The organism is Thalassospira sp., from assembly GCF_048059015.1.
Classification (GTDB): Bacteria; Pseudomonadota; Alphaproteobacteria; order Rhodospirillales; family Thalassospiraceae; genus Thalassospira.
Window position 1 is genome coordinate 420,409 of sequence record NZ_JBLLNT010000002.1, and the last position, 23,590, is coordinate 443,998.

Sequence of the window (23,590 nt, forward strand, 5' to 3'; positions counted from 1 at the left end):
ATACCAAGATACCGGGTGGCGTAGGTCATCCGGTATCTTTGACTTTGAACGCATTTAAAATACGGAACACCCGATGCATTTACTCGCAGCCCAGCCCGGTATGGTGACAGATGGCAGTGAGGCCGTCGATCTTGGCCAACAGCCAGGCGACGTGGTCATTCTGTCTGCTGCCGAGTCCGAGCTTGCTTGTCTGGCCGGCGCGCAGACGCGCCTTGTCGATGCATTTGGTGATGATGTTCCGTCCCTTCGTTTGGCAAGCCTGCTTCAGCTTGGCCACAACATGTCGGTCGATCTGTATGTTGATGATGTGCTGTGTGATGCCAAATTCATCATTGTTCGTATCCTTGGCGGGCGCGGATATTGGGATTATGGCATCGAACAATTGGTCAGCCTTGCGCGATCCAGGGACATCCCATTGATCTTGTTGCCAGGCGATGATCAACCCGATGCGGAGCTTCTGTCGCTTTCAACGCTTAAAGGGGCCGAATATCAGAAAATCTGGCGCTACCTGATCGAAGGTGGTCCGAAAAATTCCGAGAATTTACTTCGTCTTATATACGAAAAGTTAAATGAACAAGTTAACTGGAACTGGGCACCAGCGGCACCACTGGTAAAAGCCGGGGGCTATTGGCCGGGAAAATCGCAAGCCGGGCTTGATGAAATCCGTGCCAATTGGGTTGAAAATCAACCGGTTACACCTATTCTTTTCTACCGATCGCTTGTGCAGGCGGCCAATCTTGATGTGATTGACGCACTGGTTGAAGAACTTGTTTCTAATAAACTGAATCCGCTGCCAATTTTTGTCGCAAGCCTCAAAGACCCGGTCGCAAGTGCGCTGGTCAGTGACTGGTTGGCGGAAACCAAGGCGGACCTGATCCTTAATACCACGGGATTTGCGCTTTCTGTTCCGGGATCGCAACGATTTGACGGGCCATTTGACGTTGTCGATGTACCAGTTTTTCAGGTGGTCCTCTCGGGCGGGAGCGAGGAGGCTTGGCGCGATGGTGTGAACGGGTTGGCTGCGCGTGATATTGCGATGAATGTGGCATTGCCTGAGGTCGATGGTCGCATCCTGTCGCGCGCGGTTTCGTTCAAGGGATCAGCAGGTAAGGATGACCTGACCCAGATTGATCTGGTGAAATACATCCCCGTGCGCGATCGCGTTGCCTTTACGGCCAAGCTCGCGGCCAATTGGGTCAAGCTGCGTACCGGGAAAGCCGATGCGCGCAAGGTCGCGATGGTCATGGCGAACTATCCCAACAAGGATGCGCGCCTTGGCAATGGGGTCGGGCTTGATACGCCAGCAGGCATGATTGAAACCCTGCGTGCCATGCAGGCTGAGGGTTATCAGATTGAAAACCTGCCTGATGATGGCGATGCGCTGATTGCCGCGGTCAAGGCTGGACCGACCAATGATTTCAAATCGCTTACGGGGCGTGAAATCCGGGTCACCTTGTCATTGGCGGACTATCAAGTGGCATTCGCTGGCTTGCCGAAATCGATCCGAGATCAGGTGATGGATGCCTGGGGTGATCCAACATCCGATCCGTTCTATTTGCCTGATCAGGATGCCATAGCACTTGCGATCCTGCCGATGGGCAATGTGGTGGTCGGGTTGCAGCCTGCACGTGGCTATAATATTGACCCGCTTGAAAGCTATCATTCGCCCGATCTGGTGCCGCCGCATAACTATTTTGCATTCTATATCTGGCTGCGCCATGTGTTTGGCGTCGATGCGATCATTCATTTTGGCAAGCACGGCAATATGGAATGGTTGCCGGGCAAGTCATTGGCGCTTTCTGCGGATTGTTTCCCCGAGGCGGTCTTTGGCCCGACCCCGCATTTTTATCCCTTTATCGTCAATGACCCGGGTGAAGGCACACAAGCCAAACGCCGTGCGCAGGCCGTGATCCTTGATCACTTAACCCCGCCTTTGACCCGAGCTGAAAGCTATGGCCCGCTTAAGGACCTCGAAGCGCTGGTGGATGAATATTACGACGCGGCGGCGGTTGATCCCCGGCGTCTGGTTATCCTGAAACGCGATATTCTTGAGCTTGCCATTCGCATCGGCCTTGATCGTGATTGCGGGATTGAAGCGGGTGAAGACGAAGAAAGCGCACTTGCCAAACTTGATAACTATCTCTGTGAGCTGAAAGAACTTCAGATCCGTGATGGCCTGCACATCTTTGGCAAGGCCCCTGAGGGCGATCTTTTGACCGACCTTCTGGTCGCACTGGCACGTTTGCCGCGCGGATCGGACACGGGGCCAAAAGCATCACTGCATCGCGCGATTGCCAAGGACATTCTGGGCGATCCTGCGTTTGATCCGCTTGATTGCGCCTTTGCTGAATTCTGGCCGGGTACCAAGCCCGAAATACTGGCGCATTATGATGGCGAAGATATCGGACCTTGGCGGACCACAGGCGATACGGTTGAACGGATCGAGCTTCTTGCGCGTGATCTGGTCAACGGCACGGTTAAGGCAGATCCGGGGTGGGGCGCGGTTTGTGATGTTATTTCCGATATCGAAACAAATATACGGCCGGCTGTAACTGGCTGCGGACCGGCCGAGATTTCCGGTATTTTGCGTGGCCTTGCGGGCAAGTTTGTCGAACCCGGCCCGTCTGGTGCACCGACCCGTGGACGGCCCGATGTCCTGCCAACCGGGCGCAATTTCTATTCCGTGGATACCCGTACTGTACCGACCCCGGCTGCCTGGCAGTTGGGCTGGAAATCGGCCGAACTGCTGCTTGAGCGCCACGTTCAGGATCACGGTGAATGGCCCAGTGCACTCGGCTTGTCGGTATGGGGCACCAGTAATATGCGGACGGGCGGCGATGACATTGCCCAGGCCCTTGCCCTGATGGGTGTTCGCCCGACCTGGGATAGCGCATCGCGCCGCGTGACAGGGTTTGAAATCATGCCGGCATCGGTTTTGGGCCGACCGCGCGTTGATGTCACCTTGCGCATATCGGGTTTCTTCCGCGATGCGTTTCCGGGTCTGATTGATCTGTTTGATAGCGCGGTGCGCGCTGTGTCCGAGCAAAGTGACGAGCCCGCTGACATCAACCCGATCGCAGCCCGTGTGGCGGCAGAGGCGCAAAAGCTTCGCGAAAGCGGATTGGATGCCGATCAGGCAACCCGTCAGGCCGGTTTTCGTGTTTTTGGCTCCAAACCCGGTGCCTATGGTGCCGGTCTGCAGGCGATGATTGATGAAAAGCTTTGGGAAGATGAAGATGATCTTGCCGATGCTTACCTCGCCTGGGGTAGTTACGCCTATGGCAATGGGGCAGAGGGCACAGCGGCCCGTAATTTGTTTGAAACCCGCTTGTCGAAGGTCGATGCGATTGTCCATAACCAGGATAACCGCGAACATGACCTTCTGGATTCCGATGATTACTATCAATTCGAAGGCGGAATGACATCTGCGGTACGCAGTCTGTCGGGCAAACAGCCGATAGTTTATCACAGTGATCATTCCCGCCCGGAAAGCCCGAAAATCAGAACCCTTGAAGAAGAAATCGCCCGTGTCGTGCGGGCGCGCGTGGTAAACCCCAAATGGATCAAGGGGGTAATGCGCCACGGCTATAAGGGCGCGTTTGAAATCGCTGCAACGGTTGATTATCTGTTTGCCTTTGCCGCGACGGCGCGCTGTGTCGCGGATCACCATTTTGATCTGGTGTATGACGCCTACCTTGATGATGCTGAGGTGCGCGACTTTATCGAAAATCACAATCCCGACGCGCTGCGCGATATTCGCGATCGATTGCGTGAAGCGATTGAACGCGGCCTGTGGCAGCCACGGCGCAACAGTGTCGCCAATGATCTGATTGATAAGGTGTAGCTCCGCCATAAGGCATTTGATTCACAAGAATTTTACTGCGGGAACAAACGGGGGAGTTGAAACGTTACGTTTTCGCACCATATCTCAATTAACCAACTGTTAAGAAGTTGTGAGGGACGGGGCACACCTTTCAGATCACCTGCCGGGAAGCAGGGTGATCAAGAAGATAGGAGGCCGCGATGGAGAAGACCAACGTTCGTTTGCCTGACTATTTGCAAACTCCCTTGCCTGCCCACAAAGGGCACGCAGAGATAATCGACTTCCTGCTTTCTGATTGCGATACGCCAGACTGGCTCCGTACCGATTTGCACGGCGAAGGCCGCTATCGTCCGGCCCGCGGTGCCATTCGCGCCGTCCTTGGCGTGCGTGAACGCTTTAATGGCGTGCATCGCCCGGTCACATTCGAAGAGTTTCATGATGGCATGACCGAACTCGCCCATCATCTACCGGGTCCGGATCAAACCAAATTTGAAATTGATGCCAAGGTGCGGATTTACTGGCGCTATCTGCAAGGGGTCGAACGTCAGGTCTGGCGCACGGCCGTTTCGGTTGCCCATCTCGCCCTTGATCATTTCCCGGTGGTTCGCGAATTCAAGGCCCTGATCGAACAGGTCGTGATCAGCCGTGACTGGCTTGAACGCCGTCTTGAAGTCGTCGAGCAAAGCTTCCAAAACCCGATCAATGCAAGCAATGACGCCGTACGCACAGCGCTGATGCGATTGCGCCGGATGTCACCCGGTGATCGGCTGCAACTGTTTAACAAGGCCCGCATGCGTCGCCCGGAACTGCGCAATATTGATATGCGCGAACCCGATAAATGGGCCGATCTTGTCACCGGTGATCTTGGTCTGTCACCGCGTGAAAGTGCGACGCTTTAGATTTGAGTTAGTGGGTGGGGGTACCGCCGTTTGGCGGTGGAAAGTGCGGTCATTGGGCCGCACTTTTCTTTTGTGCGTTTAGCTGGTTGTGTTGCTTCCATCCGCCGGGCACTCTTGGGTCATCGCCCTTAGAAATCCGGAAGGCCCACGATGCCCCGCACCATCTATTTGTCTTTAATCCTTGCTTTGATGGCGGGTCTTTTTGCATTTGGCGCCCCTGCGGCCGCGCAATCATCAAGCCCGACGCCCGTGCCGAGCGGCCCGTTTCACTGGCAATTGCAGGGCGAGATCGCCTTAAGCCCTGAGATCCGCGTGGTGGGTGCGGATTTATTTGAAACATCGGTTGATCAGGTGGCTGCTTGGCGTGCAAAGGGCATCTATCCGATTTGCTATATCAATGTTGGCGCGGTGGAAGAATGGCGCGATGACTTTGATCGCTTTCCGAACTCCGTGATTGGCAATGCCTATTGGGGGTGGGACGGGGAATATTGGCTTGATATCAGTCGCTTTGATCAGTTTGCCGATCTGATGACGGCCCGTTTTGATCTTTGCCGCGAAAAGGGGTTTCTGGGTATTGAGCCCGATAACATCGATGCCTTTGAAGCCGATCAAAGCAACAAGACCACCGGGTTTGATATCAAAAGGGACGATCAATTGGCCTATCTTGAATGGCTGATTGATCAGGCCCACGACCGGGGCCTTGCCATTGCTCAAAAAAACGTGGCGGAGCTCGTTCCTGACTTGGTTGGGCGGATGGATTTTGCCTTGCTTGAATCAGCACATCGTTTGGGTTTCATGGATGATTTCGATCCCTATGTGGCATTGGGGAAACCCGTCTTTGCGGTCGAGTATGTGGAAGAGGGTGCAAATCGCCAAAGCTTCTGCCCGAATGCGAAAAGTCATGGCTTTCAGGGCGTAATTGCGCAGATTGAACTCGATAAAACTCCGCAAAACTGCCCTTGATCCGGGCACTGATTTCGCCGCATTGTAAGCGCGCACTTCAAAGGGAAGAAACAATGACCGATAAAAGCCAGCCAGACGTCGATATCAACGCGCGCCATGATGAAAAAATGAAGAAAATCAAGGCCGCGCGCGACAAAATGATGGCCCAGAAGATCGATAAAAAGGGCCTGATCATTGTCCATACCGGCAAAGGCAAGGGCAAGTCTTCCTCGGCCTTTGGCATGGCGATGCGCTGTGTTGGTCACGACATGAAGGTCGGTGTGGTTCAGTTCATCAAGGGCGGCTGGGAAACCGGCGAGGCCAAGCTTTTGAAAAAGTTCCCCGATCTGTGTGAATTCCACGCAATGGGGGCAGGCTTTACCTGGGAAACCCAAAACCGTGCACAGGATGTCGCACTGGCGCGCGAAGCCTGGAACAAGGCATTGGAAATGCTGCGTGATCCAAGCTATTCGATGGTGATCCTGGATGAGATCAACATCGTCCTGCGCTATGACTTCCTGCCACTTGATGACGTTTTGGATGCGCTTGCCAACAAGCTTCCCGATCAGCATGTGGTCCTGACCGGTCGTAATGCGCCCGATACCCTGATTGAGGCCGCCGATCTGGTAACAGAGATGACCATGATCAAGCACCCGTTCCGCGAACAGGGCATTAAGGCGCAGATTGGCGTTGAATTCTGATCGGCCAAGTTGCTGAATTTTCTCTGCATTTGCGCCGATGACATGAAAGTTTCGATAAAGAAATGAAGACGCAAGCCGTCCCCGCCCTGATGTTGCAAGGTACCGGATCGGATGTCGGTAAATCCTTGCTGGTGGCGGGGCTTTGCCGGGCCTTTTCCCGGCGCGGCTTGCGTGTGCGTCCGTTCAAACCGCAAAACATGTCAAACAACGCTGCCGTCACCGATGATGGCGGTGAAATTGGCCGTGCCCAGGCGCTTCAGGCGCGCGCAGCCGGTGTGCCGACATCGGTGCATATGAACCCGGTTTTGCTCAAACCCCAAAGTGATATCGGCGCGCAGGTGGTGGTTCAGGGCAAGGTCCTGACCAGTGCTAAGGCGCGCGATTATTACCGCCTGAAACGCGATCTTTTGCCCAAGGTGATCGATAGTTTTGAGGTGATGGCAGCGGATGCTGACCTTGTTCTGGTCGAAGGGGCCGGATCACCCGCCGAAGTGAACCTGCGTGCATCCGATATTGCCAATATGGGCTTTGCCGAGGCCGCCAAGGTCCCCGTCATTCTGGTCGGCGACATTGATCGTGGCGGGGTGATTGCATCGATTGTTGGTACGCATGCGCTTTTATCAGACGGCGACCGCACCTGGCTTAAGGGCTATGTGATCAACAAGTTTCGCGGTGATGTGTCGCTGTTTGAAACGGCAACCGATATCATTGAAAAGACCTGCGATCTTAAAAGTTACGGTATCGCAACATACTGGCCGGGCGCGCAAAAACTGCCGGCTGAAGATGGTGTCGCACTGGAAAAAGCCGGGAAATATCAACGCGCTGATCTGAATGGCGCGCGGGCAATTATTCGTATCGCCGTGCCCCATCTGCCGCGCATTGCCAACTTTGATGATCTGGACCCGCTTGCAGCCGAGGATGATGTCGAACTTCTGGTGATCAAGCCGGGTCAAGTGATCCCGGCCGATTGTGATCTTGTGCTGCTGCCCGGATCAAAATCGACCATGGCCGATCTTCGGTTCTTGAAGGAACAGGGCTGGGACATAGATATCATTGCCCATCATCGACGCGGCGGGCGCGTCATGGGCATTTGCGGTGGTTATCAGATGCTGGGTCGTGTGGTTCACGACCCGGACGGGGTTGAAGGTGAACCGGGTTCCGAGGTTGCTCTTGGCCTTTTGGATGTTGAAACCGTCATGGCCGGGAACAAGCACCTGTCCAAAATTGACGGTGCGACGATCAACCCGGCGGGTGATGGTTCGGCTTACCTTGCTGCGGATATTCCGGTAACCGGCTATGAGATACATATGGGCCGGACTGATGGGCCGGATCGGGCGCGAAGCTGGCTTGATCTGGAGGGCGCGCCTGATGGGGCGATCAGTTCAGATGGTCTTGTGATGGGGTGCTATTTGCATGGGCTGTTTGGCAGTGATGCGTTTCGTCACGCGTTTTTGGCGACGATCAGTTCATCAGACAGAACGGCGAACACCCAGTTCGAAGCCGGAGTCGACGCAGCCCTTGATGAATTGGCCGATCATCTGGAAGCCTGCCTTGATCTTGATGGCATGCTGGAGCTGGCAAAAAGCCGGGGAAAATAGGCCACCCTTAAGGTTTCTGACAGCATCGCTGGTCAAAATCATGAAAATTGGGTCGCAAACACGCAGAAACCCTTTACTTGGGGCCGGTTGCGTGGTTTGACAGATTTTGCAATTCCGGTCCTGAAACGAACCGCGTGAATTGCTGTTTTGCGATTGTTTGCAGCGATGCAGATCGTCTTTGCAAAACGTTCATCCTTGGTCGGGTATCCTCACGTTTATGCGTCAGTTACATCATTTTTGGCTTTCACCATTTTCGCGCAAAGTGCGCCTGGTTCTTGCCGAGAAAAAACTAGATTTCGAACTCAAAGCCGAACCCGTTTGGGAGCGCCGCGACGATTTCCTGCTGCTTAATCCGGCGGGCGAAGTCCCTGTTCTTGAAGAAGAAGGCGGGCTGGTTCTGTGTGACTCGACAGTCATTTGCGAGTATCTCGACGAAGTCTATCCTGATGAGCCGAAACTGTTTGGTGCTGACGCCAAAGAACGTGCTGAAATCCGCCGCCTTGTCGCCTGGTTTGATGGCAAATTTAACCGCGAAGTGACCGAACATTTGTTGGGTGAGAAGCTTTTGAAACGCTTCTTCTCGACCGGAACGCCAGATACCAAGGTGCTGCGCGCCGGGCGCACCAATGCGGCCTATCATCTTGATTATATCGGCTGGCTGTTTGAACGCCGGAACTGGTTGGCGGGCGATCATTTGACCATGGCCGATCTGGCTGCTGCCGCGCAAGTATCGGTGATCGACTATATGGGCGATATCAACTGGTCAAAGCATCCGCGCGCCAAGGATTGGTATATGCGGGTCAAAAGCCGTCCGTCGATGCGCGATATTCTGGCCGACCGTCAGGCAAGCTTCCCGCCGTCAAGCCATTATGCCGAGCTGGATTTTGAATGACGAATTCATCCATCTCAGATGAATTCTATCCAGAAGGCGGTTTGAATGCCGCAAGTTACGATCTCCGCGCCGTATTAGACCGCAAACTCTTTGACGACCCCATTCCGTTCTATACCCGGATTGCCAAAAGCCTGGCATCAGAGTTGGGCGTGCTGGAGCTCGGCTGTGGTACAGGGCGCATCAGTGCGGCGATTGCCGAGTTGGGTATTGCTGTCGAAGGGCTTGATTTATCGCCAGCAATGCTGGATCAGGCGCGTGCGAACCATCCCGACATCACCTGGCATTCGGGCAATATGTGCGACTTTGATCTGGGGCGGCAGTTTGACCTTGTGATCATTCCGTTTCGCGGACTTCAGGAAGTCACCGATGCAGCGGATCAACGCCGCGCGCTTGAACGGGCCTTTGCCCATCTAAAACCGGGCGGGGCAATTGCACTGGATCTGATGGATCCTGATTTGCGTTATTGTCTGCCTGAAGGCGATCCAGAGTCTGTTGAACTGCCAATCTTTCTAATGCCTGATGGTGTGGGAAAACCGGGCAGTCGCTTGCGGATTACCGCGATGGAACGCACCAACGATCCCCTGACCCAGCGGTTCAGCGAACATTGGCGGTTTGAGGAAATCGATCCAGACAACCATGTCATCCGGGCGGAGGATTCCTGGCATCACCTGCGCTGGATCCATCGCAGTGAAATGCGCCTAATGCTGGAGGTCTGCGGATTTGTTTCGATAACGGAATTTTCGGACTTTCAGGGAAATCCGCCAAAATATGCCAGCAATCAGGTCTGGATGGCAAAACGGCCGGACTGATGCCCGGCCCTTCTTGATTTGGTATGGGGTCTAAACCGATGGATCAGTTGCCAGCAAACTTTGCCGCCTGAGACATGGTCTCACCGCGCTCGTCCGTCGTAAGTGGCACAAGGCCGTTATCAGCAAGCAAACCTTCCTCGCCAATCACGGCTTCTGACACATAGGTCGAGACGAAATTGCCAAGCGATCTGACCAGCTGCTGGTGATCGTCTTTGACATAAAGATAAAGCGCACGTGACGCCGGATAGCTGCCATCAAGAATGGTTTCATAATCCGGGGCAACGCCATTGACCGGAATACCCTGAAGCTTTTCACGGTTCCGCTCAAGATTGTTAAAGCCCATCACGCCATAAGACGTGGGGTCTTTTTCAAGCTTGCTGATCACCAGACGGTCGTTTTCACCTGCTTCGATATAGGCACCATCTTCACGAATGGTGCGGCACAGAAGACGGAAGCTGTCCGGATCGGATGCCTCAAGACTTGCGATATCCGAGAAGGTCGCACAGCCCTGATCCATCAAAAGCTGCCCCATCAGATCGCGCGTACCTGAGGTCGGTGGCGGACCGTAAACGCGGATTTTGATATCGGGCAGGGTCGGATCAACATCGGACCATTTTTCATTCGGGTTTGGCACACTTGCACCATTGATCGGAATGGTACGCGCCAAGGCTAGATACAGCTGACGGGCGGTGATTTCCATCGACGGTGCCTGACGCGATCCCAAAAGAACGATACCGTCATAGCCGATTTTGATTTCGCTGATATTGCGGACCGAGTTCGCCGCACAGATCGCGGTTTCCGAACCGGTAATAGGACGCGAAGCATCAACGATATCCGGGTACTGTTCGCCAATACCACCGCAGAACAGCTTAAAGCCGCCGCCAGAACCGGTGCTTTCAACAACCGGGGCCGGTTCACCCGTGGTCTTGGCATAATGTTCCGCGACCTTGGTGGTCAGCGGGAAGATGGTCGATGAACCGACAATCCTGATCTGATCGCGTGCCTGTGCAGCAGTCGTGGCTGCAAACGCGATCGACGCGGCAATGGCAGTCAAGGCAAGCGTGCGACGCATATTGTCCCCCAAAAGGTATCCGGTCATGACCCGGTCAAAAATTCTACCGCTCATATACAAGGAAACTCGTCACAGCGAACCCAAAAATCTAATTCTGGTTCGTATTCGGAGCGGTGCGAACATCCATCTTTTCTATATTCGCTTTTGCCGCATCAGCGACAGGGGTTCCGTTTGAAAGTTCTATGACATTTAACCAGTCTTGGCGCGCAAGGTCCTTATCCCCGGCAATCTGATGAAGTTTTCCACGTTCAAACAGGGCTTGGGGGTTTTGCGGTTCCTGACCAAGTGCGTTTTCAATATCACTCATCGCCAGATCATAGCTTTCAAGCATCCGCCAGGCCGATGCCCGGTAAATCAGCACATCTGGCTGATTGGGCACCAGATCAAGTGCCTTGTTAAGATCATCAATCGCTTCCCAATATTCCCCAGCCAGTCCCAGCGCCATCGCACGGTCGACCCAAAGCTGCGGGTTATTGGGCACCAATTCCAAGGCCCGGCTTTGATCGCGCCAGGCAAATTCAAGATTGTTGGCCATCATCCAGGCTTGGCCTGCCTGGGCCAGCATCCCGGCGACAACGCCCGGATCGGCTTTGCTATCCTTGGCCAATGCATCAAGGCGTGTTGCGGCCTCTTCATATTTGCCAAGCGAAATCAGGGCGAACGCGACACAATGACGTGCCGGTTCCCCGCCCCCCATATCGCGCCAGGCAATCGCGCTTTCAAACCCGTCTTCGGGTTTAAGCTGGGCGAGCTTGATGCAGTCACGATATTGCTGGCTTTCTTCTGCTGTCATGCCGCCGTTGCTATCAGATTGGGCATAAACATGCGGTGCGGCCCAGATGCTGACGATCCCGGCAATAAACAGCGAGGATGAAACACGTTTGAGCTGCGAAAGACCGCGAAGTGGTGACATGGTGCATAAAGCTCCGTTTTGGGCAAATTCAATCGCGCAAGCATAGGGCTGTTTGGATCAAAACCACTATGCAAGATTGCGCATATCAGGGAACAAACATCATGAAAACGGCAAGATAATGATAGTTGTTCCCGTCTTTTTGGCTTGGCTCTAACCCAAAAGGCTTTGTCTGGGCGGAGCGTGCCCGCTACTGTGCGCAAAACGACCATCAGTTTTGCGATTAAAGGTGCCTTGATGACCAATAAGCTGTTCTGTTTCGGATTGGGGTTTTCTGCACGTCTGGTTGCCGACCAGCTTCGCGAAGAAGGCTGGAAAATTGCCGGGACCACCCGAACCGCTGAAAAGGCCAAACAGCTTGCCGCCGACGGGATCGAACCCTTTATCTTTTCCGATGATCAGCCAATTTCTGACATCAAGGCTGCCCTTGATGGTGTCACCCATGTTTTGATTTCCGCCCCGCCCGGTGGGTTGGGAGACCCGGTGATCCATCACCATGGCGGTGATCTTGCAATCCTGCCTGAGGGCACCTGGATCGGCTATTTGTCGACCACGGGCGTCTATGGCGACCGGCAGGGTGCGGATGTCACCGAAGATGATGAATTGCTGCCAAGTGGCAAACGCGGCCGTCGTCGGGTTGCTGCGGAAAAGGCATGGTTTGACCTTGGCCGTCGTCACGGGCTTTGTGTGCAAAGTTTACGACTGGCGGGTATTTATGGTCCGGGACGCAATGCGCTTGAAACCGTTCGCTCGGGCCGCGCACGCCGCATTGTCAAACCCGGTCAGGTCTTCTCGCGCATTCATGTCGAAGACATTGCTCAGACCGTGCTGGCATCGATCAAGCAGCCCAATTGCGGAGCTGCCTATAATGTTTGTGATGATGATGCCGCCCCGCCACAGGATGTGATTGCTCATGCCTGCGGGCTTCTTGGCATTGATCCGCCGCCCGAACAGGATTTTGACAGCGCAACGCTAAGTCCGATGGCGGCCAGCTTCTATGATGATAATAAACGCGTTTCAAATACCCGGATTAAAGAAGAACTGGGTGTTAAACTGCGCTATCCGGATTATCGCGCCGGTTTGATGGCGCTTTATGATGAAATCTTGGCCAAACTGGAGGCCAAAGACGAGATTGTTGAATAAAACCGCATTGTTGACGGCAAACACGCGTCGTATATAACCCAAGTGCCTGCGGACAATCATATCGTCTTCTGTTTGGGCACCATATGATTGTCCACAGGATAACATTCCGATCGGGTCGGTTTTACTTTGTGTATGCATCGACCCAAAGCGCACCAGATGCCAAATGGTCAGTCGGATAATTCCGCAGATTTCTGACCGGCAAGGAGAGAGCAAGCATGGATCGTCGTATCGTAACCGTCTTTGGCGGCACCGGATTTGTCGGACGTCACATCGTCAAGCGTCTGCTTGAGCGTGACTTTATCGTTCGCGTCCCGACCCGCAGTTTTGAACGCGTCAAGAAGCTCAAGCCGATGGGCTATCTTGGACAGGTCGTTCCGGTTCACTGCGATGTTCGCAACGAAGACAGCATCAAGGGCGCGATTGAGGGTTCCGAAGCTGTCATCAACCTGCTTGGCATTCTCTATGAGCGCGGCAGCAGCAACTTCCTGAACATCCATGTTAAGGCCGCCAAGCGCATTGCCGAAGAAGCCAAGGCCTGTGGTGTGAAGACCTTCCTGCAGATGTCGGCACTTGGTGTGGATAAAAACGCCTCGGCCAATTATGCGACCTCGAAACTGGCTGGTGAGAAAGCTGTTCGTGAAGTCTTCCCGAATGCCGTGATCTTCCGTCCGTCGGTGATCTTTGGCCCGAATGACAACTTCCTGAACAAATTCGCCACCATGGCGCGTTTCTCGCCGGCATTGCCGGTGGTTGGTGCACCGGGTCTTCCGAAAGTCGACCTTGGCGAAGGCAAGATTGATCTGCATGGCGAAGGTGGCCCGAAATTCCAGCCGGTCTATGTTGGCGATGTCGCAGATGCGTTTGTCACCGCCCTTGTTGAGGGTAAATCTGCTGGCAAGACCTATGAGTTGGGTGGGCCGGAAACCTATTCCTTCATGGCGCTTTTGCAGGACATGCTGCGCATCACCCGTCAGCGCGCCATCCTGATGCCGGTTCCGTTCTGGCTGGCGTCGATCAAGGCGTTCTTCCTGCAGTTCCTGCCGGTCCCGCCACTGACCCCTGATCAGGTGCGTTTGCTGAAATCCGATAACGTGGTTTCCGAAGGCTCTGACGGCTTTGCCGAACTTGGCATTACGCCCAACAGCCTGGAAGCCATTGCACCGTCCTACCTCAAACGGTTCTGCCCGCCGCGCAAATCCGGCGAGTTCCGTCGTTTCGTCTAAGACGATTACACGACCAGAAATGAAAAAAGCCCCGCCAATAAACCGGCGGGGCTTTGCAGTTGGGAATATCGAGATCGGATTAGCCAGCGCGCACGCGCGAGACAAAGCCATTGGCTTCGTCCTGAAGACGGTGCGCCTTGGTCAGAAGTTCTTCAGCCGTCGCGCGGGCATTGCCCGACAGGTGCTGAACGGCTTCGGCAGAACGCGATACTTCGGTCATGTTGTCTGACACATCACGTACACCGCGTGCCGCTTCTTCCGAACCACTAGCGATCTCGGCCGTGGCCGAACCTTGCTGACGCATGGCAGCGGCAATTGAACTTGAAATGGTATCAACTTCGCCAATTGTGTTGGCGATGGCAGAAATCATTTCAACGGCTGCGGCACTGACAGTGCGCATCTCGTCGATCTGCTGGCTGATATCTTCGGTTGCGCGCTGGGTCTGGGTCGCAAGGTTTTTGACCTCGTTGGCGACAACGGCAAAGCCCTTGCCGGCATCTCCGGCGCGTGCGGCCTCGATGGTTGCGTTCAGCGCAAGCAGGTTGGTCTGATCGGCAATCGAGTTGATCAGTTCGATCACTTCGCCAATCTTGACTGCAGTGTCAGACAGCTGACGTACGGTTTCATCGGAACGACGTGCTTCGTCCACAGCCGAACGTGAGACTTCCTCAGCTTTGGAAACCTGGCGTTCGATTTCCGCGATTGAGGCAGACAGTTCTTCGGTCGCAGACGAGACCGAACTGACATTTTCCGACGCATTATGGGATGCGTTACTCACATCGGTCGCGCGGTTCATGTTTTCACCGGCATTGGATGCCATGGTGTCGACCGCATCGCGCATTTCAGTGATCTGGGTCAGAAGATCGGTGACCAGTCCATTGACCGAGCTTTCAAAACCATCGGCCATTTCAAGAAGGGCGGCACGGCGATTTTGTTCGGCGCGTTCTTCGTTGGCCTTGTTCTGGGCACGAAGTTCTTCTGCCTCAAGCGCGTTTTCGCGGAAGGTTTCAACCGCACGCGCCATCGCGGCAATCTCGTCAGTTCCGGTATCGGAAACCGGGGTACGCAGATCACCATTGGTCAGACGACCCATCGCACCATTCAGCCCGATCAAACGTGCCAGCAAGTTACGCTGAACATAAAGCCAGATGATCAGGATGGAGATGATGATCGCAGCGGCAGCCACGGCAAGCATCACAGTTTCAGCAAAAGCGATGGTCTGGCTGACACCGTCACTGGCGTGATCGATCTTTACGCGCATTTCCGTAAGAAGCTGATCAGCGGTTTCACCAATGCCTTCGGCAATCGTGGTGGTCTGCGCCAAAAGGTCGGCCAGAACGGCTTGCTGTTCAAGTTCGTGCTGACGCAGCGAGAACAGGTTTTTAGCGCTTTGCGGATCAAGACCCGCCTGCAGAACTTTGAAGCTTTCCTCGGAGCGGGCCTTAAGATCTTCGACCGGGATTTCGGCGATGCTGCCCTGCATCTGGGTGACCACCGGACCAGTCCAGAATTTGATGCGATCAAGCGCATCAATATCCGCAGCCGAGGTCGAAAGACGTGCAAGATCAGGGATCTTAAGCGCAAGGGCACGCAATTCGGACATGCTTTGCGCGGTCAGGGCATCTTCATCAAGAAGCTTGTCGAGAAGATCAAACATCTCGCCACTTTTGTCGTCCTTGCCAACCAGGCTATAAAGCTCACCGGCATTGTTGGTGAGTTCCATATTCGCATTGGTTGAAAGCTCGCGCGCGCTGATTTCAATCGCGTTGGTTGCCTTGATAACGTCTTCCAAAAGGGTATCAAGTTCACCACGCGCGGTGAAAAGGGTGCGCATTGTGTCTTCAAGACGACGGATATTGACGATCATGTTGCCGGTCTGTGCCGAAAACTGATTAAGAATCGCACCATCAACATCAAGCGATGCCAGACGGGCGATATGATCGTTCATCTGGTTTTCAACGGATTCCAGCTTCGAGGTTGCCGCCACAACTTCGTCATGGTTGGTCGCGTTTGAAACCGCGCGCGCAATCCGGATGACGGCATCACTGCTGGTGTAAAGTTCCTGACCCGTGACAAGGGCCGGGATTGCTTCTGCAGTAACAACCTGTTGCTGGGATTCAGTCAGTCGAAAAGAAAACACCGCCAATGCGGCGGCACAAACAGCAAGTAAAGCGATGGGGACAATCGCCGCCATCAGCCTACCGCGCAAACCAATGTTGCCGGTCATGATATTCCCACTCACGAAATGTTTTTTGGATTTGTGGATCGGGCGCCGATTAAGGCTGGCGCCTTCCCCTACGGCTTTGTGCCGTATTGGCGCGCATTATTGTCCCAAACCGTGAATTGGTCGAGTCATGTCTGCATTGCAAAATTGCGAAGTTAGTTTTGATCGAGAAACTTTTGAACGCTTTTAAGTATAATATCGCGCGATGATGCCTGAACCACCGGTTCTCCGCCCGGGCGTTCGATCATGATCACCGGGAGTCCAAGGTTTCGCGCGGCTTCGATCTTGGGGTATGTTGCATCCCCGCCGCTGTTTTTACAAACAATCACATCGATCTCGTGACGTTCCAGAAGCTCGGTCTCGCTTTCAACACTGAACGGGCCGCGCGCAAACAGCCATTCGCCATGCGCTAGATCGAACGGATCGCGCGGCGCATCGACTGTGCGCACCAGAAGCCAAGTCTTTTCAAGCCCTTCAAAGGCATGCAGGTTCTTTGCCCCGCTTGCGATCAGCGCACGGGTGCCTTGGTTTGGCAAGATGGATGCCGCTTCTTCGATGGAATGCACGATGATCCAGTTATCGCCTTCGAGCTGTTCCCAGGCCGGGCGATGATATTGAATGCAGGGCATGGCAACCGCGTGACAGGCCTGCGCAATATTGCCAGAGATTTGCGTGGCATAAGGATGGGTCGCATCAATCACCAGATCGATCTGCTCGGAATTGAAATGGGCAATGATGCCTTCTGGTCCACCAAACCCGCCAATCCGAACAGGCACACCATCGGGAAGGCTCGGTGCACTGGTGCGTCCGGCGAGTGATAGCTGCAGGCGGATATCGCGGCCAAATTCATGCATCAGGTCTTCTGCGATCCGATTTGCGTCCCCGGTACCACCGAAAATAAGAATATGTTTCGGACGTTTGGCAGGCCGGGAAAGTGACATGGGCAGAGTACCTTGTTGCTTATTTGTGGATTCATTTGGATCGATTGGTCCGCTTCCGGTTCGGAAGCTCTGGTCTAGGTCGGGTTGACCGGTTTGAATTGGTCAAAATCACCATAGCCGTGACGGGCAACAATGATGCCTTCGCGATCCGAGATCACGACTTCAATCGCGCTGGCCCCGTCAAGGGTCGCGCGGGCAGCTTCACAGGCCTGTCGGGCAATGGTGTCTGATATGTCAACGTTCGCCGCCTGACAAAGTTCCAGAACCTGTTTGGCGGTATTGGCCGTGCGGGTCTGATCGCAAAGGGATGTATCACCACCACTTTGTCCGACGGTTTCCGCCAATTTGTCGAAATCGACCTGTGATCTGCTGCTATGCAGATCCAGATGGCCTTGGGCAAGTTTGACCAGTTTGGCAAAGCCACCCGATATGCTGACAAATTCCACCGGGTTCTTGCGCAGATATTTCAACATGCCACCGACAAAGTCGCCCATATCCAGAACGGCTTCTTCGGGCAGGCCATAAAATGCCCTGATGGCGGCTTCGGATGTTTTGCCTGTGGCGCCGGCGACGTGGCGGCGTCCGGTCGCGCGTGCAACATCGACACCGCGATGAATGGAATAAATCCACGCCGAACAGCTAAACGGAATGACGATCCCCGTGGTGCCCAGAACCGACAACCCGCCGACAATCCCCAGCCGCCCGTTCCAGGTTTTGGCGGCAATTTCCTGACCACCGGGGATGGAAATCTCGATCTCGACATCGGGCGTCGCACCAAACTGATCGCAAAGTTCGGTGATCTGGCCAACCATCATTTCGCGGGGCTTGGGATTAATCGCGGCTTCACCCGGTGGCAAGGGCAGACCCGGTTTGGTGATGGTTCCAACCCCGTCACCGGCATGAAACGTGATGCCCGATCCCGGTTTGCCGATACGCACGGTCGATATGATTTCAGCACCATGGGTGACATCGGGGTCATCACCCGCATCCTTGATCACGCTGGCCCGTGCCCAGCCATCGCCCAGTTCGGCCTTGATCAGCTTAAATGACGGGGTTTCCCCGCGCGGAAGGGTAATGGTGACCGGATCGGGAAAATCACCAGACAGCAACGCCTGCCACGCAGCACGGGTCGCAGCGGTGGCGCAGGCCCCCGTTGTCCATCCCTTGCGCAGTGGTCCGTCCGGTTTTCTAGCCATCAGTTGATTTTTTCCTGTCAATCCTTGGGGTCAGCCCCTAGACCCTACCTATGGTGCCGGAATTGATGGTGCAGCGCATTGATCAATGCCGGAAATGCAATTAAACATCATTTTAAATGTTGTTTATAAATTAATACTAAATAATCTCGGAAATATGTTGGACGTATCGTTTGATTGCTGTTTAACATATCCTCTTGATGCGGTCCTGCACAGATGGACCGAAATTCATGGAATAGAAGTAGCGTAAGATGACGAAGCTTGGTGTTGATTTCCCGGTATTTGAGCCGGGCTGGGTATGGCTTGTGGGTGCGGGGCCGGGTGATCCCGGTTTGCTGACACTTCATGCCGTCAACGCCATGCAGCAGGCCGACGTCGTTGTCTATGATGCGCTGGTCGATGATCGTATCCTGAACCTTCTGCGTCCCGATGCCGAACGTGTTTATGCTGGTAAACGCGGTGGTCGTCCGTCTTCCAAACAGACCGATATTTCCCTTCAGCTGGTTGAACTGGCGCAAAAGGGCCTTCGTGTGCTGCGACTTAAGGGCGGTGATCCGTTTGTCTTTGGCCGCGGTGGCGAAGAAGGCATGACACTGGTTGAACATAACGTTCCGTTCCGCGTTGTGCCCGGGATCACGGCGGGTATCGCCGGTGCGGCCTATGCCGGTATTCCAACCACGCATCGTGATTGCAATTCATCGGTGACCTTTGTGACGGGTCACGGTTCAAGCGGTGAAGTGCCCGATAACATCAATTGGGCGGCACTGGCCAAGGGGGCGCCGGTGCTGGTCATGTATATGGCGATGAAGCATCTGCGTCGGATTTCGTCTGAACTGATGGCCAATGGTCGCGCAGGTGATGAGCCGCTTGCCGTGATCAATCAGGCGACCACGCCAGATCAGGGCATTCTGATTACGACCCTTGAAAAGGCAGCTGATGATGTTGAACGTGCCGGTGTTGAACCGCCTGCGATCTGCATTCTTGGCAAGGTGGTTGGGTTGCGTGACCGGTTAAACTGGCTGTCACCGCAAGATGACGTCAAATCGGTTCGCAATGTGCCGTTTGAACAGGTTCTTGATCTGATTTCGACCCCGTCTGATCCGCTTAAAGACTGATTGCCCATAGAATTCAGGTAATTCGTAAAATCCCCCCAACGGATTGATATATATCGTTGTCCGTCTGATGCCTACTTGTCACAATTGCGCATATCGAGTTTGGCGCAAGTTGGGTCATGGACGAACAACAGATATTGATCCGCATCCTTGAAAGCGGCTGGGCGCAATGCGCAGAAATCCTGCAGGACGATGGCGGGGTGCTTTTGACTGCGCTGATCGCGGGACTGGTCGGAAGCGTCACCCATTGTGTCGGTATGTGCGGACCGTTTGTGATCTCGCAAGTGACCAGCCGCATGGAAAAACTCCCGCTTGAGAAAATGAGCGAGCTGCGCCGCCTGACCGGTGCGGCGTTGCTACCCTATCAGTTTGGCCGTCTGACGACCTATTGCCTGCTTGGGGTAATGGCGGGCTATTTTGCCGACAGCATTAGTGTGTTGGCGCAGACCTTCTGGGTCGGGCCGGTTTTGCTGGTTCTGGCGGGGCTGTTTTTCCTTATTTTCGGGGTGATGGGATTGATGCCGCATCTGGGTGGCTTGCTGCCATCTACAGGTAAATCACGCTGGTGGAACCGGGTATTTGGCAATCATCTGCGTCCACTTTTTGCTGCACCATTTGGTCTTCGTGGGTATGGGCTGGGCGTGATGTTGGGCTTCATCCCTTGCGGGTTGGTCTATGGGGCGCTGGTCATGGCTGCTGCCACCGGGGCGCCGTTAAATGGTGGAATGGTGATGGTTGTGTTTGGGCTCGGCACGGTTCCGATGCTGTTTGTGACCGGTTTTCTTGGCCAATATGCCGCCCAGCGATTTCGCAGCCTGATGGTGCCGGTTGGACGGGGTCTTATGATCGTTAATGGTTTGATCCTGTTTGCATTGGCTGCGCAGGCATTGATGTGATGGCTGTAAATTCGGGCTGGCGAAATCACCATGAAATCATTGAATTATGGCCCGGTGTGAGCTTTCCCACAGCCAGTGGTCTTGCATGATTGCCATGGGCATTTATAGTGCCCGTGCAGTTTGGAATACTTAAAGATCGGTCCGATCAGACCGGCGATGTAACGAGGTAGGACGCGTGAGCAAAAAGACGCTTCTGGCAATTCTGGCAATTGCATTGGTTCTGGGTATCGGTTTGACCTATCGCCTGATGATGATGGGAACTGAGGCCCAATCAACCGGTTCAGCTGCCATTGGCGGCCCGTTTGAGCTGGTCAATCAGGATGGTAAAACCGTCACCCAGGAAGACTTCAAGGGCAAATATATGCTGACCTATTTCGGCTATACCTTCTGTCCGGACGTCTGCCCGACCGAACTTCAGGTGATGGGCAATGCGCTTGATATTATGCCAGAAGACGTCGCTAACGAAATCACGCCGGTTTTCTTCACAGTTGATCCGGAACGCGACACGGTCGAAGCCATTGCCGAATATGTTCCTTATTTCCATGACCGCATGGTCGGCTTGACCGGTACGGTTGCCCAGACATCGGCAGCGGCAAAGGCATTTCGCGTCTATTACGCCAAATCCATCCCGGAAGGCGAGCCAGACAATACTGATTCCTACCTGATGGATCATTCGTCGTTTGTGTATCTGATGGATCGGGACGGCAAGTTCGTGCGTCATTTCAACTATGGCACCAGCCCCGAAGACATGGCCAAGGGTGTGGTTGAAGCGATCAAAAAGAACGACTGACCAAACAACTTCCCATAATGATATGCTTGGCCCGCAAAGACATATTTGCGGGCCATTTCGCATTGGAGACCCTGTCACATGACAGCAAGCTTACCGGGCATCATCATTGCCGCCCCATCATCAAACAGCGGCAAAACCGTTGTGACTTTGGCACTGCTGCGCGTACTGACGCGTAAAGGTCATACCATTGCTGCGGCCAAAACCGGTCCGGACTATATCGATCCGGCATTTCAGGCCGCGGCGTGCCGGGCAAACTGCATCAATCTTGATCCATGGGCAATGCGTGCTGATCAGATCACTGCACTCGCATCCGCACATGCAGATGGCAAAGAATTCCTGATGTGCGAAGGCGTGATGGGCCTGTTTGATGGGGCCGCCAATGGCAGCGGATCAACGGCCGATCTTGCGGCACAGACCGGATGGCCGGTGGTGCTGGTTGTTGATGTAAAGGGTCAGTCGGCATCGGCCGCAGCACTGATTTCGGGCTTTGCCAATTTCCGAGATGACATCAATGTCGCGGGCGTGATCCTTAATAAGGTTGGCAGCACGCGCCATAGCCAGATGATCATTGATGCTTGCAAGACACATCTACCGGACTTGCCAATCCTGGGGGCGGTGCGCCGCAGCGAAGATCTGATCTTGCCCGAACGCCATCTTGGTCTGGTGCAGGCGGGCGAACATCCCGAACTGGATGCTTTCCTTGATCGTGCAGCGGATATCGTGGCCGAGGATGTTGATCTGGATGCGTTGATTGCACTTGCTGATGGTCTTGACGCGCAATCCGACAAGAAGTCGGGTACAGATTTGGATGTCGCTTCGATCAAACCATTGGGGCAGCATATTGCCGTTGCCCGTGATGCGGCCTTTGCCTTTGCCTATCCACATGTTCTGGATGGCTGGCGCCGTGCCGGGGCGACGATTTCGTTCTTTTCTCCGCTGGCGGACGAAGCACCGGATCGTGATTGCGATGCGATCTATCTGCCTGGCGGATATCCGGAGCTGCATGCCGAGACGCTGGCAAATGCACAGACATTCAAGGCTGCCATGCGTGATGCCGCTGCGCGCGATGTCGTGATTTACGGCGAATGCGGTGGCTATATGACCCTTGGGCGTGAGCTGACCGATGGGGCAGGCAAAACCCATGAAATGCTGGGGCTTCTGCCATTGGTAACGAGCTTTGCCACCCGCAGGCTGCATCTTGGTTATCGTGAGGCGAAATTTGGCATGCCAACGGCGTTTGGACCGGCGGGCATGAAGATGCGCGGGCATGAGTTCCATTACGCAACCACGCTTTCCGAAGACGGCATGCCGTTCTGTCGCATGACAACGGCGACCGGTGCGGATTTGGGGCCAGCGGGTCTGGTCGAAGGCAGTGTGTTTGGGTCTTTCTTCCACATGATCGCGCAGAGTTGAATTTGCGCGATCAGTCGTGACTTCGCCTGATGCATGGACTGTCATTAAGCTGTATCATTCGAAAATGACGGCCCGAATGAGAGAGACCATGACAAAAGAAGACACCGTCCGCATGCCAACCGATCGTTATTGGGAAACCAAGAAACTTGCGGAAATGACGCAGGATGAATGGGAAGCTTTATGTGATGGTTGTGGCAAATGCTGCCTGCACAAGCTTCAGGACGAGGATGACGGCTTTGTCTATTACACCTCGGTTGCGTGTGTCATGCTTGATTGCGAGACTTGCCGTTGCAAGGACTATCCCAATCGCACCCAGCACGTCCCCGATTGTGTTCAGCTTTCCAAGGAAAATGTCGAAACCTTGACCTGGATGCCGTCGACCTGTGCTTATCGCCTGTTGGCCGAGGGTAAAGGTCTTCCTACTTGGCATCCGCTGATCACGGGAACACCTGATTCAACCTTTATGGCAGGCATGTCGGTGCGGGGTATGGCAATCCCCGAAGAGGAAGCTCATCCAGATCTGACACGTTACATTGTCAAATGGCCTGCCTGATAATCAGGCATGATCGGTTGCAATCACCTCACAGTGACATCCATGGCGCGAATCCATTAGTGATTTCATGCTATGCTAAAGTAGTGGATTGCGCGTGATTGGTTGTCTGGATCTTTTTTGCTGACTTGTCTTCAAAAAGTTTGGGGCTTTGATCCCGCCCTTTGAGTTCTATTTAAGTTGTTGTTATAAAAATTAGAAAAACGACATCGTTAGATTGTCATCAAGGTATAGAAACCTATCTATGGTTTCTTTTGGGCTGACCAAAATTCATTTCTGTTGAACTATTCCGAAGTATATGCTCTTACTGCTGATCGGTTACTCAGGGGGAGGGTAATTGATCAGATTGGTCTGTGTGCGCACGGGTCTGCTGTGGGACGGAGTGGAATAAGCGGCTGGCCAAGTCAGTTGTTTCGGCGGATTGATATGCATTTGGGCAGCGATAAGCTGTTGCATTAT

Annotated in this window: 19 protein-coding genes; 14 read left to right on the plus strand and 5 right to left on the minus strand. The window is 54.2% G+C overall.

The annotated features are described in order from the left end of the window. The first annotated feature begins 73 nt into the window (after nucleotides 1-73). From cobN to ACMZ66_RS02705, 7 genes are all read left to right on the plus strand, one after another. Complete coding sequence (gene cobN, locus ACMZ66_RS02675) at nucleotides 74-3,844, plus strand: cobaltochelatase subunit CobN (RefSeq protein WP_416934158.1); 3,771 nt, start codon at nucleotides 74-76, stop codon at nucleotides 3,842-3,844. Nucleotides 3,845-4,023: 179 nt separating this feature from the next. Next, nucleotides 4,024-4,722: a hypothetical protein gene (locus tag ACMZ66_RS02680; RefSeq protein WP_416934160.1), complete on the plus strand. Its 699-nt coding sequence runs from the start codon at nucleotides 4,024-4,026 to the stop codon at nucleotides 4,720-4,722. A 150-nt stretch (nucleotides 4,723-4,872) separates the two neighbouring features. Then, on the plus strand, nucleotides 4,873-5,685 hold the full coding sequence (locus ACMZ66_RS02685; protein WP_416934162.1) for an endo alpha-1,4 polygalactosaminidase: 813 nt from the start codon (nucleotides 4,873-4,875) through the stop codon (nucleotides 5,683-5,685). A 53-nt stretch (nucleotides 5,686-5,738) separates the two neighbouring features. Then, the gene (gene cobO, locus ACMZ66_RS02690) at nucleotides 5,739-6,365 is read left to right on the plus strand and encodes a cob(I)yrinic acid a,c-diamide adenosyltransferase (RefSeq protein ID WP_416934164.1); all 627 of its coding nucleotides are present in this window, start codon (nucleotides 5,739-5,741) and stop codon (nucleotides 6,363-6,365) included. Nucleotides 6,366-6,427: 62 nt separating this feature from the next. Continuing rightward, nucleotides 6,428-7,963 carry a cobyric acid synthase gene (locus tag ACMZ66_RS02695; protein WP_416934166.1) on the plus strand — a complete coding sequence of 512 codons (1,536 nt, stop codon included), beginning with the start codon at nucleotides 6,428-6,430 and terminating at the stop codon, nucleotides 7,961-7,963. Nucleotides 7,964-8,180: 217 nt separating this feature from the next. Continuing rightward, on the plus strand, nucleotides 8,181-8,855 hold the full coding sequence (locus ACMZ66_RS02700; protein ID WP_416934168.1) for a glutathione S-transferase family protein: 675 nt from the start codon (nucleotides 8,181-8,183) through the stop codon (nucleotides 8,853-8,855). Then, on the plus strand, nucleotides 8,852-9,664 hold the full coding sequence (locus ACMZ66_RS02705; RefSeq protein ID WP_416934170.1) for a class I SAM-dependent methyltransferase: 813 nt from the start codon (nucleotides 8,852-8,854) through the stop codon (nucleotides 9,662-9,664). Before ACMZ66_RS02700 ends, ACMZ66_RS02705 begins: the two co-directional genes overlap by 4 nt. Nucleotides 9,665-9,707: 43 nt before the next feature. On the opposite strand, the gene ACMZ66_RS02710 is transcribed toward ACMZ66_RS02705, so the two are convergent. Both ACMZ66_RS02710 and ACMZ66_RS02715 read right to left on the minus strand, forming a co-directional pair. After that, nucleotides 9,708-10,790: a substrate-binding domain-containing protein gene (locus tag ACMZ66_RS02710; RefSeq protein WP_416934172.1), complete on the minus strand. Its 1,083-nt coding sequence runs from the start codon at nucleotides 10,788-10,790 to the stop codon at nucleotides 9,708-9,710. Nucleotides 10,791-10,824: 34 nt separating this feature from the next. Beyond that, nucleotides 10,825-11,649, minus strand: a complete 825-nt coding sequence (locus ACMZ66_RS02715) for a tetratricopeptide repeat protein (protein WP_416934174.1) — start codon at nucleotides 11,647-11,649, stop codon at nucleotides 10,825-10,827. Between the two features lie 234 nt (nucleotides 11,650-11,883). On the opposite strand from ACMZ66_RS02715, the gene ACMZ66_RS02720 reads away from it, so the two are divergent. Together ACMZ66_RS02720 and ACMZ66_RS02725 are read left to right on the plus strand one after the other, a co-directional pair. Further along, nucleotides 11,884-12,789 (plus strand): SDR family oxidoreductase, encoded by a 906-nt coding sequence (locus ACMZ66_RS02720; protein WP_416934176.1) that lies wholly within the window; start codon nucleotides 11,884-11,886, stop codon nucleotides 12,787-12,789. A 215-nt stretch (nucleotides 12,790-13,004) separates the two neighbouring features. Then, nucleotides 13,005-14,012, plus strand: a complete 1,008-nt coding sequence (locus ACMZ66_RS02725) for a complex I NDUFA9 subunit family protein (protein ID WP_416934178.1) — start codon at nucleotides 13,005-13,007, stop codon at nucleotides 14,010-14,012. A 79-nt stretch (nucleotides 14,013-14,091) separates the two neighbouring features. Here the strand turns inward: ACMZ66_RS02725 and ACMZ66_RS02730 are convergent, their stop codons facing one another. The 3 genes from ACMZ66_RS02730 to ACMZ66_RS02740 form a co-directional block, all read right to left on the minus strand. Further along, on the minus strand, nucleotides 14,092-16,239 hold the full coding sequence (locus tag ACMZ66_RS02730) for a methyl-accepting chemotaxis protein (RefSeq protein ID WP_416934180.1): 2,148 nt from the start codon (nucleotides 16,237-16,239) through the stop codon (nucleotides 14,092-14,094). A gap of 152 nt (nucleotides 16,240-16,391) precedes the next feature. After that, a complete protein-coding gene (locus ACMZ66_RS02735; protein WP_416934182.1) occupies nucleotides 16,392-17,177 on the minus strand; it encodes a cobalt-precorrin-6A reductase in 786 nt (261 codons plus the stop codon). Nucleotides 17,178-17,251: 74 nt separating this feature from the next. Next, complete coding sequence (locus ACMZ66_RS02740; protein ID WP_416934184.1) at nucleotides 17,252-18,373, minus strand: cobalt-precorrin-5B (C(1))-methyltransferase; 1,122 nt, start codon at nucleotides 18,371-18,373, stop codon at nucleotides 17,252-17,254. Between the two features lie 248 nt (nucleotides 18,374-18,621). Here ACMZ66_RS02740 and cobA point away from each other — a divergent pair, with 248 nt between their 5' ends. The 5 genes from cobA (at nucleotide 18,622) to ACMZ66_RS02765 (ending at nucleotide 23,134) form a co-directional block, all read left to right on the plus strand. Beyond that, nucleotides 18,622-19,485, plus strand: coding sequence for a uroporphyrinogen-III C-methyltransferase (gene cobA, locus ACMZ66_RS02745; protein ID WP_416934186.1), 864 nt, complete (start codon nucleotides 18,622-18,624; stop codon nucleotides 19,483-19,485). Between the two features lie 116 nt (nucleotides 19,486-19,601). After that, on the plus strand, nucleotides 19,602-20,378 hold the full coding sequence (locus ACMZ66_RS02750) for a sulfite exporter TauE/SafE family protein (RefSeq protein ID WP_416934188.1): 777 nt from the start codon (nucleotides 19,602-19,604) through the stop codon (nucleotides 20,376-20,378). A gap of 175 nt (nucleotides 20,379-20,553) precedes the next feature. Then, nucleotides 20,554-21,168: an SCO family protein gene (locus ACMZ66_RS02755; RefSeq protein ID WP_416934189.1), complete on the plus strand. Its 615-nt coding sequence runs from the start codon at nucleotides 20,554-20,556 to the stop codon at nucleotides 21,166-21,168. Between the two features lie 78 nt (nucleotides 21,169-21,246). Further along, entirely contained in the window at nucleotides 21,247-22,581 is a 1,335-nt protein-coding gene (locus tag ACMZ66_RS02760; RefSeq protein ID WP_416934191.1) for a cobyrinate a,c-diamide synthase, read from the plus strand. Between the two features lie 88 nt (nucleotides 22,582-22,669). Continuing rightward, complete coding sequence (locus tag ACMZ66_RS02765; protein ID WP_416934193.1) at nucleotides 22,670-23,134, plus strand: YcgN family cysteine cluster protein; 465 nt, start codon at nucleotides 22,670-22,672, stop codon at nucleotides 23,132-23,134. The last annotated feature ends 456 nt before the right edge of the window (nucleotides 23,135-23,590 follow it).

Bases quoted from the DNA above. Each gene is read 5' to 3' on its own strand.
- cobN (WP_416934158.1), top strand. From the start codon at position 74: ATGCATTTACTCGCAGCCCAGCCCGGTATGGTGACAGATGGCAGTGAG.
- ACMZ66_RS02680 (WP_416934160.1), top strand. From the start codon at position 4,024: ATGGAGAAGACCAACGTTCGTTTGCCTGACTATTTGCAAACTCCCTTG.
- ACMZ66_RS02685 (WP_416934162.1), top strand. From the start codon at position 4,873: ATGCCCCGCACCATCTATTTGTCTTTAATCCTTGCTTTGATGGCGGGT.
- cobO (WP_416934164.1), top strand. From the start codon at position 5,739: ATGACCGATAAAAGCCAGCCAGACGTCGATATCAACGCGCGCCATGAT.
- ACMZ66_RS02695 (WP_416934166.1), top strand. From the start codon at position 6,428: ATGAAGACGCAAGCCGTCCCCGCCCTGATGTTGCAAGGTACCGGATCG.
- ACMZ66_RS02700 (WP_416934168.1), top strand. From the start codon at position 8,181: ATGCGTCAGTTACATCATTTTTGGCTTTCACCATTTTCGCGCAAAGTG.
- ACMZ66_RS02705 (WP_416934170.1), top strand. From the start codon at position 8,852: ATGACGAATTCATCCATCTCAGATGAATTCTATCCAGAAGGCGGTTTG.
- ACMZ66_RS02710 (WP_416934172.1), bottom strand. From the start codon at position 10,790: ATGAGCGGTAGAATTTTTGACCGGGTCATGACCGGATACCTTTTGGGG.
- ACMZ66_RS02715 (WP_416934174.1), bottom strand. From the start codon at position 11,649: ATGTCACCACTTCGCGGTCTTTCGCAGCTCAAACGTGTTTCATCCTCG.
- ACMZ66_RS02720 (WP_416934176.1), top strand. From the start codon at position 11,884: ATGACCAATAAGCTGTTCTGTTTCGGATTGGGGTTTTCTGCACGTCTG.
- ACMZ66_RS02725 (WP_416934178.1), top strand. From the start codon at position 13,005: ATGGATCGTCGTATCGTAACCGTCTTTGGCGGCACCGGATTTGTCGGA.
- ACMZ66_RS02730 (WP_416934180.1), bottom strand. From the start codon at position 16,239: ATGACCGGCAACATTGGTTTGCGCGGTAGGCTGATGGCGGCGATTGTC.
- ACMZ66_RS02735 (WP_416934182.1), bottom strand. From the start codon at position 17,177: ATGTCACTTTCCCGGCCTGCCAAACGTCCGAAACATATTCTTATTTTC.
- ACMZ66_RS02740 (WP_416934184.1), bottom strand. From the start codon at position 18,373: ATGGCTAGAAAACCGGACGGACCACTGCGCAAGGGATGGACAACGGGG.
- cobA (WP_416934186.1), top strand. From the start codon at position 18,622: ATGACGAAGCTTGGTGTTGATTTCCCGGTATTTGAGCCGGGCTGGGTA.
- ACMZ66_RS02750 (WP_416934188.1), top strand. From the start codon at position 19,602: ATGGACGAACAACAGATATTGATCCGCATCCTTGAAAGCGGCTGGGCG.
- ACMZ66_RS02760 (WP_416934191.1), top strand. From the start codon at position 21,247: ATGACAGCAAGCTTACCGGGCATCATCATTGCCGCCCCATCATCAAAC.
- ACMZ66_RS02765 (WP_416934193.1), top strand. From the start codon at position 22,670: ATGACAAAAGAAGACACCGTCCGCATGCCAACCGATCGTTATTGGGAA.